At 44.8% G+C, this 15,298-nt stretch carries 11 protein-coding genes; 2 read left to right on the forward strand and 9 right to left on the reverse strand.

Annotated features, from left to right (window positions below):
- Positions 1–36: 36 nt before the first annotated feature.
- From E7Z59_RS00265 to E7Z59_RS00280, 4 genes are all read right to left on the reverse strand, one after another.
- Positions 37–2,136: a hypothetical protein gene (locus E7Z59_RS00265; protein WP_136334287.1), complete on the reverse strand. Its 2,100-nt coding sequence runs from the start codon at positions 2,134–2,136 to the stop codon at positions 37–39.
- Between the two features lie 379 nt (positions 2,137–2,515).
- Positions 2,516–4,174: an MBOAT family O-acyltransferase gene (locus E7Z59_RS00270; protein ID WP_136334288.1), complete on the reverse strand. Its 1,659-nt coding sequence runs from the start codon at positions 4,172–4,174 to the stop codon at positions 2,516–2,518.
- Positions 4,161–5,462: a GDSL-type esterase/lipase family protein gene (locus E7Z59_RS00275; RefSeq protein ID WP_136334289.1), complete on the reverse strand. Its 1,302-nt coding sequence runs from the start codon at positions 5,460–5,462 to the stop codon at positions 4,161–4,163. The genes E7Z59_RS00270 and E7Z59_RS00275 overlap by 14 nt, the downstream gene beginning before the upstream one ends.
- A gap of 3 nt (positions 5,463–5,465) precedes the next feature.
- Complete coding sequence (locus E7Z59_RS00280; protein ID WP_136334290.1) at positions 5,466–6,917, reverse strand: GDSL-type esterase/lipase family protein; 1,452 nt, start codon at positions 6,915–6,917, stop codon at positions 5,466–5,468.
- 201 nt (positions 6,918–7,118) lie between these two features.
- Between E7Z59_RS00280 and E7Z59_RS00285 the strand changes: the two genes are divergently transcribed.
- Positions 7,119–7,823: a hypothetical protein gene (locus E7Z59_RS00285; RefSeq protein ID WP_136334291.1), complete on the forward strand. Its 705-nt coding sequence runs from the start codon at positions 7,119–7,121 to the stop codon at positions 7,821–7,823.
- A gap of 30 nt (positions 7,824–7,853) precedes the next feature.
- Here the strand turns inward: E7Z59_RS00285 and E7Z59_RS00290 are convergent, their stop codons facing one another.
- Complete coding sequence (locus E7Z59_RS00290; RefSeq protein ID WP_136334292.1) at positions 7,854–8,495, reverse strand: hypothetical protein; 642 nt, start codon at positions 8,493–8,495, stop codon at positions 7,854–7,856.
- A 158-nt stretch (positions 8,496–8,653) separates the two neighbouring features.
- Here E7Z59_RS00290 and E7Z59_RS00295 point away from each other — a divergent pair, with 158 nt between their 5' ends.
- The gene (locus tag E7Z59_RS00295) at positions 8,654–9,418 is read left to right on the forward strand and encodes a LexA family transcriptional regulator (protein ID WP_136334293.1); all 765 of its coding nucleotides are present in this window, start codon (positions 8,654–8,656) and stop codon (positions 9,416–9,418) included.
- On the opposite strand, the gene E7Z59_RS00300 is transcribed toward E7Z59_RS00295, so the two are convergent.
- From E7Z59_RS00300 to E7Z59_RS00315, 4 genes are read right to left on the reverse strand one after another with little or no spacing between them, the layout of a single operon-like run.
- On the reverse strand, positions 9,419–9,598 hold the full coding sequence (locus tag E7Z59_RS00300) for a CPXCG motif-containing cysteine-rich protein (RefSeq protein WP_136334294.1): 180 nt from the start codon (positions 9,596–9,598) through the stop codon (positions 9,419–9,421).
- Between the two features lie 13 nt (positions 9,599–9,611).
- Positions 9,612–10,937, reverse strand: coding sequence for a TolC family protein (locus tag E7Z59_RS00305; protein ID WP_136334295.1), 1,326 nt, complete (start codon positions 10,935–10,937; stop codon positions 9,612–9,614).
- Positions 10,924–14,130 carry an efflux RND transporter permease subunit gene (locus E7Z59_RS00310; RefSeq protein ID WP_136334296.1) on the reverse strand — a complete coding sequence of 1,069 codons (3,207 nt, stop codon included), beginning with the start codon at positions 14,128–14,130 and terminating at the stop codon, positions 10,924–10,926. Before E7Z59_RS00310 ends, E7Z59_RS00305 begins: the two co-directional genes overlap by 14 nt.
- Positions 14,127–15,284 (reverse strand): efflux RND transporter periplasmic adaptor subunit, encoded by a 1,158-nt coding sequence (locus E7Z59_RS00315; RefSeq protein ID WP_136334297.1) that lies wholly within the window; start codon positions 15,282–15,284, stop codon positions 14,127–14,129. Before E7Z59_RS00315 ends, E7Z59_RS00310 begins: the two co-directional genes overlap by 4 nt.
- Positions 15,285–15,298 lie beyond the last annotated feature (14 nt).

Consider the following 15,298-nt stretch of genomic DNA (forward strand, 5'->3'; position numbering starts at 1 on the left):
TTTCAAACTTCCGGTCAAAAAATCAAGGTTTTGTATTTACTGCCCCTCTACCTCGATGGTTCTGGGTTGTTTGATCTCCAGTTCTGAAGGATTGTATTCCCCCGGAATAGGAAAGCCATGTTTACGCAAAAAGTCCTTGTAACGCTCATCGTTTCGGTAAGGGTCAAATTCAAAACGACTGTTAACCAGCTCTGCAAAAATTTTCGGGTGATCTAAATAGAAATACATGGAATCACGGTTGCCTTGAATCGCATAATAAAACGCCCAATCATTCTGATTTAATTCCAAACGGTAATCGTTAATAAATTCATCAATAGCCGCCTTATCCTTTAATTGGGCGAGTGTCCAAAATTTAGCACTCGTTCTTGATACTTTAGAAAATTCTTCAAGTTCCTTAAGGGCATCCTCATACTTACCCTGTTGGTATAATACATTTGATCTCATCCGGTTTACCTCAAGTGCATTTCTCTCATAACGACTAATATCAAGGGTATCTAAAATACTCAACGCCTTCTCATAGGCTCCATACTCCGCCAGGGCCTGAATATATTCTGACAGTATACCCAGGTTTTTTTTATCTAATGCATAAGCCGACTTCGCATATTTAACATAATTCTCATTATCATTAAAAACGCCATCGTAATACCTGGCTATTTGTTGATGCCATTTAGCATTGCCGGGGTCTTTTTCTAATTGTTCGATGAGGGCTTTCCCCGCATAGGTGGGGTCATTCTCTGCAACACCTGTCCACCAGGTATTCGCCCACCAGTGTTCATCTTCATCCCAACCAAGATCATGTGTCTTTAAATGATCGTAGGCGGCGTCATAATCTCCCTTTTGATTGAGGTAATAGTAATAGGTTCTATTTATAGAAGGAGAATACGGATCGAGTTTATGGGCTTTCTCCATATGTTGATAGGCACGAAGCGTATCAGGGGCAAAAGGGGAAGTATAAAGGTAATAGGCTATCTCATTAATTAACGGTTGGTTGGGATGGATAGCCAACGCCTTTTCAAGCCAATATTCTGTTTGTTCATAATTAAGTTCCCGATAACTCAGATCGCTTTTAAGGATTAAGGCATGCATATTCTGAGGATCAAGTTCCAGACTCTTCCTGGTAAGACTATCAATCTTGCCCAAGGTTTCCGTTTCTCCTCCATACTCCCAAACGTCATTCAGAAGCACCCAGGCTTTCAGCGCATAGACATCGGCATATCCTGAATCCAGGGCAATGGCTCTGTTCAGTAATTCTTTAACGGTTTTTTCATCTTCACGGTTACCTCTGTCTAATAACATCACAGCTCTGTTTACCAATTCATAGGCCTGCAGGCTGGAAGTAGGTAACTTCACCAGTTCCCGATCTTCTTCAGTACTAATGGCTACTTTTAATTTTTCTGCAATAGCCCTGGAAATGCGCTCCTGAATATGATGCACTTCCTTAAATTCTTCCCTGAAAACCTCATTCCAAACAGGATGATCATTGCTATCAATGAGCTGCACATTGATACGCATGTACCCGTCATGTATACTGACATTGCCTTCCAACACATAATTTACCCCGAGCTCCTGCATGATCTCAGGCACACTTTTTTCACTACTCTTATAGCGTGCAGCCGAGGTATTTGAGATAACGTTCAGTTCAGACAACAAAGCCAGATTGCTCTGTACATCGGTAGTCATGGCCTTGCTGAACCATTCACTGTCTTCCCCGGGGCTTTCATCATCAAAGGGCAGTACCACGATAGCGGTATTTCTGGATGGCTCTTCTGATTGATTATCAGCCTTATTCAAAACAGGGGTACCCATTAAAAGATTTACTGCCACGGCTACCACTAACATAACCACAATAAGAATATTCAGCCTTTTGTTAATGACATGGCTCATACTCTCACCGGGTTGCACCTCTGAGGTTCTTTTAACTCCCTCTGTGGTGGCCTCATATACCCAGGAAAAAACGATCCAAATAGGAAAACCGATAAATAGTAAAACCGTTATGAATTTGGTAACCCCTGAAGGGACTTCAAAAAGGGGTGCCAGAATCGAAATCACCTGCAATACCACCCAGGCAACGACCACATAGGCAATGGCTGCCTTGATCACATTACGGCGCTTTAGCTCTTCGAAGAAGTTTTTCATGTGGTTGAAATTCATTACAATATAGAAAATTTTTGTGTAGGGATGTGGGGGGACCGAGCGTTTAAAAATCAGCCAGTGGCTGTTTTTAGCGAAGGGGCCAGCCGGCGCGAGGGATGGATAGTTATTTTAGTGATATAGGGATGTAGGGATGGTAGATTATAAATGGTAAATGATAGATTTCTTCGGGGAGTACCGCAGCCTTCGGCTATAACCACCCCACTCCTGCGGAGCACCCCTCCTTCAGAACCACCCCGCTCAAGCCGTTGGTGCGACCACCCCTCCTTGAAAAGGAGGGGAATAGTTTCGTTTCAAAAAAGTGTTTAGTACTTCCCTCCTGCATACCTCCGTACCCCGTACCCCGTACCACGTACCCCGTACCTTAAAACTGGAAATAAATAAACGGCTGAAAATCGCTCGAAAAGGCCTGGTAACACAGTACCCCGACTACAGCAACCGCCCCTACCTTCACCGGCATCGGACTGCGGCCGTAGAGGCCCTGAAGACCGTCTTTTGTGGATTGGGGTAACCAATGGGTGATGTACCCAACCAGCATGACCCAGAACACCGAGCTATAAGCACTCAGCACGGTTCCTGCCCCGGCCCAGTCAAAATTATTCCAGATCTGGTTGTAGAGCATACTGATCTGCTCCATGCTCTCTCCCCGGAAATAGATACGGGTAAAGGTGATAAAAATGAAAGTGACCAGGATCTTCCAGGCATGGACCAGCATTCCTGTTTTGTTTTCCCAGGGACTCACCTTTCTCCAGAATTTATACACCACGATGCCAAGGCCGTTCAGACCACCCCAGATCACGAACTTCCAGGAAGCCCCGTGCCAGAGTCCGCCAATGAGCATGGTCAGCATCAGGTTGATATTGGTATTGATGTGATTCTTTACCGTGGGTGAAAACCGGGCACCTAACACGGCTACCCCTACTAAAGAAGGGATCAGAATATACGTCCATATGTTGCCAAAGGCAATCATCACCCCGAGAAGGATAACCCCTAAAATAATATAGGAAGCCCTGGTTCCTTCACGATTACCTCCCAGGGGGATATATAGGTAATCCCGCAACCAGGTGGATAAAGAAATATGCCATCGTTTCCAGAAGTTCCCGCAATTCTCTGCCTTATAGGGAGAGTTAAAGTTGGTGGGCAGCTTATACCCCATTAAAAGGGCCAGTCCGATAGCGATATCGGTATACCCGGAGAAATCACCATAGATCTGCAGGGAGTACCCTATCATAGCCATGACGTTCGTAAATCCGGAATACATATCGGGGGTATCGAACACCCTGTCAAGAAAATGCATGGCAATAAAATCGGCAAAGATCATCTTCTTGATCAACCCTTTCAGGATCATAAAACTCCCCCGGTTAAAATCGTCACGAGTTATCCGGGTAGGTGCATCGATCTGGGGTACAAAATTCTCTGCCCGCACAATGGGTCCTGCCACCAGCTGGGGGAAGAAACTCACATAAAATCCGAAATCGAGAATGGAGTTAAGGGGTTTGACCTTATTACGATAAATATCCACACTGTAACTGATGGTCTGGAAGGTAAAGAAAGAGATACCCACCGGCAGGATGATCTTATCTACCGTAAAGTAATTTACCGTGGTAAAGCTATTACTCCATTGGGCCAACCAGTTAACTACCTCATAATCGGTCTGGAATAAATAATTAAAGGAATCGGTAAAGAAATAGGCATACTTAAAGTAGCACAGAGTACTCAGGTTAACGATAACACTTAGGGTTACCAGCACCTTTCTTCGCAAGGGATCATCGCTCCTGTATATGCCCTTCCCTATAAAATAATCGACAATGGTGGAGAATATCAGCAGCCCGATAAACATGCCACTGGTCTTGTAATAAAAGAAAAGTGAAATGAGAAACAGGTATACATTCCTGATACGGATACGTTTGTATACAAAGGCAAAGATCAGGTAGATCACCCCGAAAAAGATCCAGAAATTCGCCTGGGTAAAAATGAGGGGGAAATCTTCTGTAAACGTGAAAATATCTTTAATTCTGTTCACCGATAGTCTTGAAATGGGTTAATAAACTGTTCACGGGTCTTGAGGTCATCTGCTCCCATTGCTTCACCAGGGCATCTAACAACAGGTCTGCTTTAACGCTATATCCGGGCAGGGTAAAATGAATACGGTCGTTGGGCATGAGCTCCTTCTGATACCATTGCCCTGAGGCTCCCAGGCCTCCCATGACCTCATAAAAATCCCACACAGCCATTTGGTGTCGTCTGGCAAGTTCATGAATGATCTTTTGTTGCTTTTCAGTATGCGGATTGGGGTGCCGGCGCTTATAATAGGAATCGTTTGGTACGGTCAATAAAATGGCACATTCCGGGTTTACCCGCTTTACCATTTGCAGGAACTCTTCATACTGGGATTCAAACTTTTCAGGCTTAAAATTGGGGGTATAGGCATCGTTGGTACCAATGGAAATAATAAAAAGATCGGGCGAATACAGGGCAAGCTGTTCTTCAAAAAGATCACACCTGAAATAGGAATCAAATTTTGCCCCATTAGCTCCTATAGATGTGTATTCAATACCGGGTTCATCATTCATCATTTCAAGCCCCATGAGAAGAAATTCGGTATCTCTGCCTGCGTCAAATTTTCGTTCAACGACCAGTGATATTTCCTCGATATCACTGTTAAACCGAAATTCCCGGTATTTACCCTGATCAACAATGGTATCCATGACCACCAGGTCGGGTTCTGTAACCCTTACGTCATAATCGTCTGTCCAGGTATCGTAAAACACCCTTAACCGGTTAAAGCAGTAACGGGTATTAAGAACATCGTTCTTATAGTTGCTTTTTACCACTATGGTATCTCTTACCCTGCAAAAGGCAGCTGTAACTCCAGACAGGCCCCAGGTACTTTGATGATGATTGACCGAACACCGGTAGCCTTCCCAGAGATCGTTATTGGCCTCTACCCTGTAATTCAACGGATTGTTAGTATGCGCAAGATGGTAAGGAAATACGAAGCCTCGCTGACTGGTGGCCACCTCGCTCATGTTCTGAAGGTAGGTTCTCAGTTTATTGGAATAAAAGTCGGCCTGAATGTGAGAACCGCCAATATGCATGATATGAAGCTTTTCCCGTTTGCCGCTGTACACACTGTCGAGCTTGGAGAAAAAGCGACTAAACTCAGGAGATTCTTCGGCATAGTACAAAGTATTCGCCTCCAGGTTCACCAAGTCCGGATACACGGTAATTACACTATCAAGCACATAGTTTTGGGAAAGGGCCGTAAATACCCAAAGCATAGCAGCAAGTCCCGGTAAAAGTTTCCTCATGCATTAGTCGTTTAGGTCCATGTTCAGGGCTGTATAGAACAATTCGGAGATCACCTTGGTTCCGGAACGGGAAAAGTGGGTGTAATCGGCCTTCGCCAATTCCTGATCTACCCAGTGCTGCATGGAGTTGGAGCCACCCATGGCTTCAAACATACTCCAGTAGGCGATCCCGTTCTCAAGACACACCTCCCTTAATTTTTCATTCAGATAAGGCAGGTGTTTATAGCTTATATATTGTCCGTTTTCCAGGGTCGACATATCAGAAGGTCCGATAAAGATCACACTGGCGTCCGGCTGTGTTCTGCGAACCCACTTCAGGTTAGTCATTACATATTTCGCATATTTATCGATGGCCTTTGGAGTGGTCAGATAGGGCACTGAATTTCCGCCATATTGAAAAATAAATATTTTAGGATCCAATTCAGCCATCATCGCACCGAAATTTTGTCGGTCTAATTTGGTAAATACCGTCCCTGATGCCCCCCTCATAGCTACATTATCCAGGGTTACTCCGGAGTTGCCATCAAAGGTTAGTCCGTAAAAATCAGGGCTGATCTGAGACCGGAGAACGATCTTCATATCGGTGGGGGCCGTGTCAAGGTCTATGCGGTAATTACGATATCTCAGATCGGCTTCCAGGCTGTCTTCCCGAATCAGCTCTCCATTGTTATAGACTTCGATCTTTAAGGGGGTTTGTATATGCCCCATGTGCAAACCAACCCGGTTAAAGTTTCTTATTCTTTTATAAGACACCCGGGTAGCAGCAATATCGATGGTGGCCTCAGTGATAGGAATGGTATCCAGAGACACACTATCGCGATGTACAAAAGGAGTAAAACGAGACAGGGAGGTAAAGGCTCCGTATTTCTTATGTTCAAATTTTTCCTGGTTCGGATCAAAGGCTGCGAAACGCAACCAATTCTCTGAAGGAGTAACCTTCGCTTTTAACTGGTGATAAAGCTGCTTTACCGGAACAAATCCGGGTCCTTCTCCGCCATATTGGGTTTGCAGCCTGTTACGAACATAAGCCGAAATACGGTCACCCTCTAACTGACTGTCACCGTAATGAATAATACGGCAATCTCCTGAGGCCAGTTGTTTTTTTAATCGGGCTATCAATTCAGGCTTATTATCGGGCCAGTCAACACGACGTATCCTGGAGGTATCTATTTTTCGGTAATCGATAACCGGCTCTTCTTCTATGGGTAACTCTTCATTTAAGACCACCTGTTCAATATTCGCTACAATGCTGTCGATCTCTCTGGTATCGGTTTTTGATCGCTTACCCGACATAAGAAAGGTGTCGGTAGTAGGGTATTTGATCACCTCATCAAAGACAGTGAACCCGTCCTGACTTTTACCCGCCTGATCCGTTTGGGCTTCACTGATATAGGTAAATCCAAACAATACCAGGAGGCAGGTAATAATAAATATGCTAATGGTCTTGGGGTTCATGCTCCAATTTTTCCAGTTGTTCGCAATTTAAAAAATAAATGATGTCTGCGGGTACCTGCAACCGATCAATATGCAGTTAACCGCTAAACAGGTTATAATTCCAACTGAACAGAAGTTGCCGGAAAGATCACCCCAAAAGATGTATCTTTTAGTTCCCATTCCATGAGACTCTTCTGCTCTAAACAGTAAACTTTTGTTTTTATGAGATATTGCGCAATCCTTCTGATTGTTTTCGGGGGTTTTGGCTCAAGGGCCCAGGAATCATCGGCAGAAACCCTTTTTCGGGAGTTACAGCTGGAGATCTGGCAGATCGAAGAACACCTGACCGACGAACTAGCCGATCGAAGTTTTAACTACTCTTACCTGATCATTAAAGAGGATGACACTACAAAATACGAGGCGAATTTTGACCCGAGACGTCCGTCAGAAGAACGCTGGCAATTAACAGCCTACAACGACAGCACCCCTTCAAAGCATCATAAAAAGGAATTCCGGGAATTCAGAACCGCCCCTGTGGAGCGTCCGCATGCCCTTATCGATACAACACGCATCGCTATCCTGGAGAATTCGGAAACCAAGTTAGCAATAGAATTCTACTACAATAAAGAAGAGCTTCCTGAACATTTAGAGTACCTGAAAAAGTGCAAAGGTGTTGCCTGGTTCAGTAAAACAAGTAAACACCTTGAGCGCACAGAGATCTCTAACACGGCTCCCCTGGAATTCCGACTACTGCCGGTCCATTCATTCCACCGAAGCGTCTTTTTTGAACCTGCCGGCCGGGATAAAACCCTTCTTATCAAGGAAGAACAAACCGAGATCATGGCCGATGTTTTTGGCAGAACCACCAGGGTTAAAGAGATCAAATCGTACAGCAATTACGAAATAATTTCAGAAGGGCATAAGTAAAATTTTGGCGAGGCACTTATGCAACCCGATTCAAGAAGTGTAAACCACCCTGGTCTCTACTTCCGGCGATGTATCCATTTCCATTACATGGCTTTCATAAACAGGCTCAAGTCCCGAGGAAGTATTGCGAAAACCGTAGTTTCTTTTAGTGTCATAAATAACCCATGGCCTATCTCCCTCAGAAACCTGCAGCCTTTTTGCGATAAGGGGTACCACATTAAAATCGGGAGCTACCCGTATCCATTTGTTTCCATGGTTGTTCATAGAGCGGCCAATCACCTCGAAACTACGCTCCTCTGAGCGAGTTACCATGGCCGCAGCATGATTGATATTCTTAATACAGGAATAGCCTGAATCTTGAGCATTGAACTGCTCTACCCCATATGCGGTTTTCACATACTCCAGGATACAATTCTCTGCACCTTTTAATTCACTCAAAAAAGCCCGGTAAATGCGGTCGGCTCCGGAAGACCCGGCTTTTAACCGAAGTGCCTTCCAAACCTTCAGCGCCTCTTGCGGATTGGTTTCTACCAGTACCTGCTCACTAAAGATATCAGGAGTACTCCTCCCTTTTCTGCTGATTCGCACTGATTTCAAATTCTGATCAAAGACGCGGTAAACTGCCGTTAACAACCCCTTAAAACTTCCATCGTATACTAAAACACTATTCATAATTCAGGTATTTTCAGGTTAAGAGAAAGCCCTTTGGATTTTAATGAACTTCCGCAAATAATTGTCTCAGGCTTGTTATATTTACCTGTTGACAATTCAAAAATAGGATTATTTCCAATAAAAAGGAATATTTCCATTTTTTTATTTATATTTACCCTATGAAGTCTGACCTGCCCATAGAAGTCATCCGTTTTAAAGAGATCCGGGAGGAGCACAACCTCACCCAACAAGCCTATGCCGAAGCTCTGGGCATAAAAAACTCCACTGCAGATATCGAACGTGGTAAAAGCAAGATCTCCGGAGCGGTGGTTGCAGAGCTTTTGAACACTTTCGGGGTAAACCCTCTGTGGCTTTACGGGAAGAGTCATCGAAAAACCATTGAACTAACGGTAAACACCACTCCAAAGGTGGTTACCGTTGACAGTACCAACAATGACAACATCGTTCTGGTGAATGTTAAGGCTGCGGCAGGATATCCGCATAACCTGCAGGATGTAGACTGGTATGAAGAGCTTCCGGCTTTTCAACTCCCTTTGAATGAATATCGCAATGCCACCTACAGAGGTTTCCAGGTACAGGGAGATAGTATGCTACCCTCTCTTTATCCGGGAGAATGGGTATTGGGAAGGGCTGTAGAAAGCCTCAGTATGTTAGACAATCATGCGATCTGCGTGGTAGTACTACAAGACAGTGTATTGGTTAAAAAGATACAGAAACACCCAGAGAACGATCGTCTGTCTTTGATCTCTTTAAATACTGAATACCCTCCCATCACGGTGAATGCAAATGAAATACAGGAGATCTGGCAGGTGAACAGTAAGATCAGCATGGAGATCGACAAAGATCCCGGAAATGCTTCCCTGGAACAGATCCAGCAAGCCATTACGGAGATCAAAAAAGATATTGCTTCTCTTAAAAAGTAATTATTGCTCCAGACTTTGAGCAGTAAAGCTGCTCAACGCTCCTTCTTCGAATGATACCGTGACCTCGATGGGGTTGCAACACACCTCACAATCTTCCACATAGGTCTGGTTATTAGAAGGGTCTAATAACATGGAAATGGTTTCCCAGCAATACGGACATTGAAAGAAGTGTTCGAGCACTGCAATTCAGCAATTAAAATTCTGTGTTAAGAATTTGACCACTCACCTGAAGTACTGCCAATTCAGCTATTTTCGCCGTATACTTAGCCTGGTTTTTCGTAAGAATAGCATTCAGGTAATTGATCTGTGCCTGGCGAAATTCCAAAGAAGTGGCCCTTCCAAACTTGAAACGCTCGTCAGTTCTGTTAAAGTTATTACGGGTAGTTGCCACATTCTTTTTCTGGGCCTCGTAGATGTAGAGCGCATTTTTATACGTCTCCCAGGCATTGCGTATATCTCTTTCTACATTTAACTCAACCTGCTTTTTAGTCAGTTCCTGGTTCTTAAAGGCAATTTTAGCGTTCTTAAACTGGGTAATGGTTCTCCCTCCGTCAAAAAGATTCCAGGTCAGGTTTACTCCTCCTGAAAGACCGCTAGAAGTATTCTGTAAAAGGAAGGCCAGCGGGCTGTTATTCTCACTTCGGTTCCAGCCGTATGAACCGAACAAACCTACCGTAGGTAAAAATCCGCCCCGTGTTGCCTTGATCCCGAATTCGTTGATCTGTTCTCCGGACTCTGCCTGCAACAGATTGACATTATTCTCACTGGCATCATTCAGCATATCTTCCATAAGTAATCCAGGCACGAAGGTTACCAAAGTATCTACCTGAAATTCTGCCTCAAGGTTGCGATTCATAATAAGATTCAAGTCCCTTTTGGTATTCTTCAAAATCTGTCGGACGTTGATCAGGTTAATACTATCGGTATTCACATCGACCTCTGCATTTAAGACATCCAACCCGGTACTCTGCCCGTATTCGAACTGGTAGCGGGCCCTGTCTAAACGGTCTTTTGAGATCTCTAATGCCTGCTCGAGGTTGTCTACGTTTTCGCTCAGTCTTGCTACTTCGTAATAGACCGTAAATAATTGCAACATGGTGGTCTCAATGGTTTCCCGGGCCTGAAGCTCTGTAAGGTTCTGTTGTTCTTTTAAAGACTTGTAATTATACAACCTTCCCAAACCGTCAAACAAAACGTAATTAGCATTAACCGATGCATTGTAACGTTTGGTTTCGACCCCATCAGCCTGGCGTTCCTCCCCGTTGGCCAACTGCCCTTCTGTAGAGGTTCGGTCAATGTTAAAGCCTGCATTACCCGTAAGGGTAGGCAAGTATCCTGAATTCAATACGCTGGCATTATTCTCAGCGATCTCCGTATTATTCTCAGCGATCTCAATACCCAGGTTATTACTCAGGGTAAGGTCTACAGCCTCTTCCTTGCTCAACAGCTCCTGGGAGCGTACGGTGAGTAGGGTAAAAAAAGAAAGTAGGAAAAAAGGTAGGGTTCTAGTACACTTCATGCTCTTCAGCCTTTTGTTCTTTAACTGCACGTTCAACTTCTCTCGGTTTAGGCAATTCGCCTTTTCTCAGCCAGAATGTTCCCATCTTGATCTGGTTACTCAAAGTAAGCAACACAGGAAGCATCAGCAGCGTTAGCAAGGTGGCAATGGCGATCCCAAAAGAGATCGATATGGCCATAGGTTTCAGGAATTGCGCCTGGCGGCTTTTTTCAAACAATAAAGGAGCCAATCCGGCAATGGTAGTCAGCGAGGTCAGGAAGATAGCTCTGAACCTTGATTTACCGGCCATCAGGATCGCTTCTGCATAAGACGCCCCTTCTTTCAGATAACTGTTAAACTTACCGATAAGCACCAGTCCGTCGTTAACCATAATTCCAATAAGGGCAATAATACCCAACATTGACAGGACGTTTATAGGGAAGCCCATCAACCAGTGCCCCCAACCGATACCGATCAGACTGAACGGGATCATCAGGATAAGCAGCAAGGGTTGACTGTAGCTTCGGAAAGTGAATGCGATCACCGCATAGATCAGGAAGATCACCACCGGGAACACCTTCCCGGCAGAACTGGAAAGCTTTCCGGCCTCCCTGTTTTGACCACTGTCATAAGACACTCGTACTGTAGAGAAGAGCGATTGCATCTCCGGCACAATATTTTCCTGGATCGAGGTTAACACATCGGTAGACGACGCATTCGGGTTCACCAGGTCGGCTTCTACACGGATCTCTCTCACCCCGTCAAGGTGCTGAATAGATTCATCTCCACGGGCAATACTATAGGTTGCGATCTCTGTAAAAGGCACTCGCTCTCCCGAAGGTGTGAGAATACGCATTTCATCCAGATCTTTGATCGAACCTCTGTCGGCCAGGTCGTAACGCACCCATACCCTGATCTCATCCTGCCCGCGTTGAAAGCGTTGGGCCTGAAAACCAAAGAACCCGCTTCGCACCTGCCCCATTACTGTTCTCAGATCGAGTCCGAGGGCATAAGCATTTTCCTTGAGTTCAATGCGAATCTCCTTGATCCCTTCAGGATCAGTATCTACGATATCCTTTAATCTTGGATCTTTTTCCAGTTCAGCACGGAAATAATCTTTTGCAGCCTTTAGTTCTTCGGTATTGTTACTTAACAAAGAAACCGAAACGGGCGTTCCTCCGAAGTTACCTCCTGAACCAAAAGTCAGGCGCTCTACCCCATAAACCGGTCCGGTGGTATCACGAAGTGCGTTAGAGATCAGGAACGACTCAAAATCTCTTTCTTCACCAGGTAGCAGGTTAATATCTAAAGAGGCCTTATTGGTACCGGGCCCTACTCGTTTTACAATATTTTCAATAACCCGCTTATTCCCGGACTGCTTTGCAGTAAATTTATCATTCACCTTCCAGGCATTTTCTTCAACCATGGTTATGATGGAATCGGTAACCCTGGGCGAAGTACCTTCAGGCATCAACAGATTCACACTAACCCTGTCACTCGCGATACTCGGAAACAGGGTGGTTCCGATAATTCCTCCACCAATAGAACCGAAGGTAATAACCAGGGCCATGATAAAGATACTCATGGTAAGTACCTGGTATCTCAAACAGAACTTTAAAGTAGGGCCATATAGCTTATCCCTCATATATTCCATCATGCGGTCACCGTATACATTAATGTTACGCATGGCCGAAAAGAACTTCTGCAGGATATTCTGAGGCTTTTTCTCTTTGTTCTCCTCTTCCCTGTGCAGGGCTTTGGAGTGGGCTATATGCGAAGGCAAAATGATCAGGGCCTCGATAAGAGAGATGGTCAGGGTAATGATCACCACAGTTGAAACTTCTCCGAAGAACTCCCCAATTCTACTATCCAGAAACAGGAAGGTCGAGAAAGCCAGAATGGTGGTAATAATAGCCGAAATAATGGCCGGAAGCACTTCCATGGTGCCATTAATAGCTGCCTGCACCGGGGTTGCTCCCTTCTCATAATGCTGGTAAATATTTTCTGCGATCACGATCCCGTCATCTACCAGGATACCGATAACGATGATCATCCCAAAGAGGGAAAGCACGTTGATAGTGATCCCGAACATGCCCCCGAAAATAAACAGTCCCAAAAAGGAGATCGGCAATCCGAAAGCCACCCAAAAGGCCATTCTTGAATTCAGGAAAAGCGACAGGAACACCAATACCAGCAGGATACCCTGCCAGGCATTTTTAAACAACAGGGCAGTACGCTGTTTCAGGGTAATTGAACGGTCTGCCACCACATCGAGACGTACATTATTGTATTTGCTGTTAAATTCATCTACGTACTCCTGTACCTTTTCGGCTGTAGGAATAAGGTCTTCACTATTGGTATTGCTAATGGCCATATTGACCGCCAGGTTACCATTAAAATAAGAGGCATTTGGATTTTCCTCAAAACGGTCGCGAATATCGGCAACGTCTCTAAGTCTTACATTGGTTCCGTTAGGAAGGGCTTTTACCACCACGTTGTTCAGCTGGTCACCGTAATACGAGCGGTTATTTGCCCGGATCAGGTAATCTTCTGAATCGGTTTTAATATTACCCCCTGTTATTAGGAGGTTGGTTTCAGACACCGCTTGTGCCACCTCAGAAAAGGTAAGTTCATAAGCCTGAAGGTCCTTTTCTCTTACTGCGATCTCGATCTCTTCTCTTGGAAATCCCGAGATCTCTATTTGCGACACACCATCAAACCCTCTCAGGTCGCGCTCTACCTGCCTGGCGATCTGCTTCAGGGTAGATAAAGCCACATCCTCTCCACTTACATTAAAAGTAATGGTTTCCCGGATGGCCCTTTGCTTTCCAACCACCAGGGGCTCCATTCCTGTTGGAAAACCGGGCACCTGATCTACCGCATTTTTTACCTCCAACAACATAAAATCAATATCGTAACCCTTGAGAATCTCAACGGTTATATTTCCGCCGTTCTCCCTGGACGTGGAGGTTACACGGTCTATCCCCTCTATCCCTTTAAGATTATCCTCGATCTTAATAATGATCCCTTCTTCGATCTCCTGCGGAGCAGCTCCCGGATAGGTTACATTGATAGAAATGATCTTAGAATCAACCAGGGGAAAGAAGGAAGAACGCAGGGAAGATGCCCCTACGATCCCAAAAATAAAAAAGGCTATGATGACCACATTAACGGCCACATCATACTTAATAAAATACGCTAGGATCTTTCTCATTGAGCCGCCATATTAGGGTTTGCTTCACCAACATTAACTCCGGAGTTCCCGGCCATTTTAACCACCATCCCGGGGTAGGCTCCAGGCACCGACTTACTAAGTATCATGGCGCCGTCTTCCAGCCCTTCAACAATAACATGTTTTTCAGAGAAGAACACAGGTTTTACCGGCAGCAACTCAAGTACGGTATCTTTTACCGCATAAACCCTGGACTGATCTATTAGCAGTGATCGCTCTATTTGATATGAATTACTGGCATCACGGGCATGTATATGAGCCTCCAGGTACATTCCTTCTTTCAGCTCATCGGCGCTTACCTCTACAAAGGCGGTGATGGTTTGCGTTGCCTGATCGATCTTACCGTTTACTCTTGAAACGGTTCCTTTCCAGGTCTGTGTATTGTCAAGATTATTTAGGACTACTTCTTCCCCTACCCTCAGATAAGGGGCAAACGTTTTGTTTACAGCCACCTCAACCTCATAGGTGCTCGGATCTATAAATTCTCCCAGCTTCTGTCCGTTCCGAACCAAGGTCCCTTCGTTCACCAATGCCTCCGTTAAGATCCCGGTAAATGGCGCCCGAATAATATGTTTTGAAAGGCGGTTTTCAACATTCTTTAAATTGTAATAAGCCGCATAGATCCCCCTTCCGATCAGGAAGTTCTTTACCTGGGGAGATGCGGGATCCGGCAATGCCCTGGTCTGGCCATTCATTTCAAAATTTGCGAGATATTCTTCCCATGTAGGAAAGGCTTCAGGATAATCCAGCCTGAGATCGGGCATGATCCCGGTGATCAGGTTGATCAGGCTACTTTTCTGAGATTGTACGGAGGCGGAAAACTCCTCATCATTCAATCGTAGAAGCACCTCTCCTTTTTGATAGGTTTGCCCCTCTTTGAAAAGCTTCGCACTGCTGAGAAATACACCCTGCACCTCTGAGAATAATTCGATCCTTCTCTTAGCTACAAGGTTACCGTTAGCATTAATGATCACAGGCACCTCGCCATTTTGTACCGTATCTACATATACGGTTTTTACCACCTTCTGAACAACAGATTGGGGTCTTTTTTTATTTTTAATAAGATATGAGGCCCCAAAAAACCCTATAGCAATGAGGACAAGGCCTAAAAATGCAGATACGTACTTATGATTCATCGTTGATTGTTTAA

Origin of the sequence: Robertkochia marina (assembly GCF_004799345.1) — a bacterium.
Lineage (GTDB): Bacteria > Bacteroidota > Bacteroidia > Flavobacteriales > Flavobacteriaceae > Robertkochia > Robertkochia marina.

What these genes read in the sequence shown, in the direction of transcription:
- E7Z59_RS00265 (WP_136334287.1), bottom strand. Translation starts at nt 2,136, where the DNA reads ATGAAAAACTTCTTCGAAGAGCTAAAGCGCCGTAATGTGATCAAGGCA.
- E7Z59_RS00275 (WP_136334289.1), bottom strand. Translation starts at nt 5,462, where the DNA reads ATGAGGAAACTTTTACCGGGACTTGCTGCTATGCTTTGGGTATTTACG.
- E7Z59_RS00280 (WP_136334290.1), bottom strand. Translation starts at nt 6,917, where the DNA reads ATGAACCCCAAGACCATTAGCATATTTATTATTACCTGCCTCCTGGTA.
- E7Z59_RS00285 (WP_136334291.1), top strand. Translation starts at nt 7,119, where the DNA reads ATGAGATATTGCGCAATCCTTCTGATTGTTTTCGGGGGTTTTGGCTCA.
- E7Z59_RS00290 (WP_136334292.1), bottom strand. Translation starts at nt 8,495, where the DNA reads ATGAATAGTGTTTTAGTATACGATGGAAGTTTTAAGGGGTTGTTAACG.
- E7Z59_RS00295 (WP_136334293.1), top strand. Translation starts at nt 8,654, where the DNA reads ATGAAGTCTGACCTGCCCATAGAAGTCATCCGTTTTAAAGAGATCCGG.
- E7Z59_RS00305 (WP_136334295.1), bottom strand. Translation starts at nt 10,937, where the DNA reads ATGAAGTGTACTAGAACCCTACCTTTTTTCCTACTTTCTTTTTTTACC.
- E7Z59_RS00310 (WP_136334296.1), bottom strand. Translation starts at nt 14,130, where the DNA reads ATGAGAAAGATCCTAGCGTATTTTATTAAGTATGATGTGGCCGTTAAT.
- E7Z59_RS00315 (WP_136334297.1), bottom strand. Translation starts at nt 15,284, where the DNA reads ATGAATCATAAGTACGTATCTGCATTTTTAGGCCTTGTCCTCATTGCT.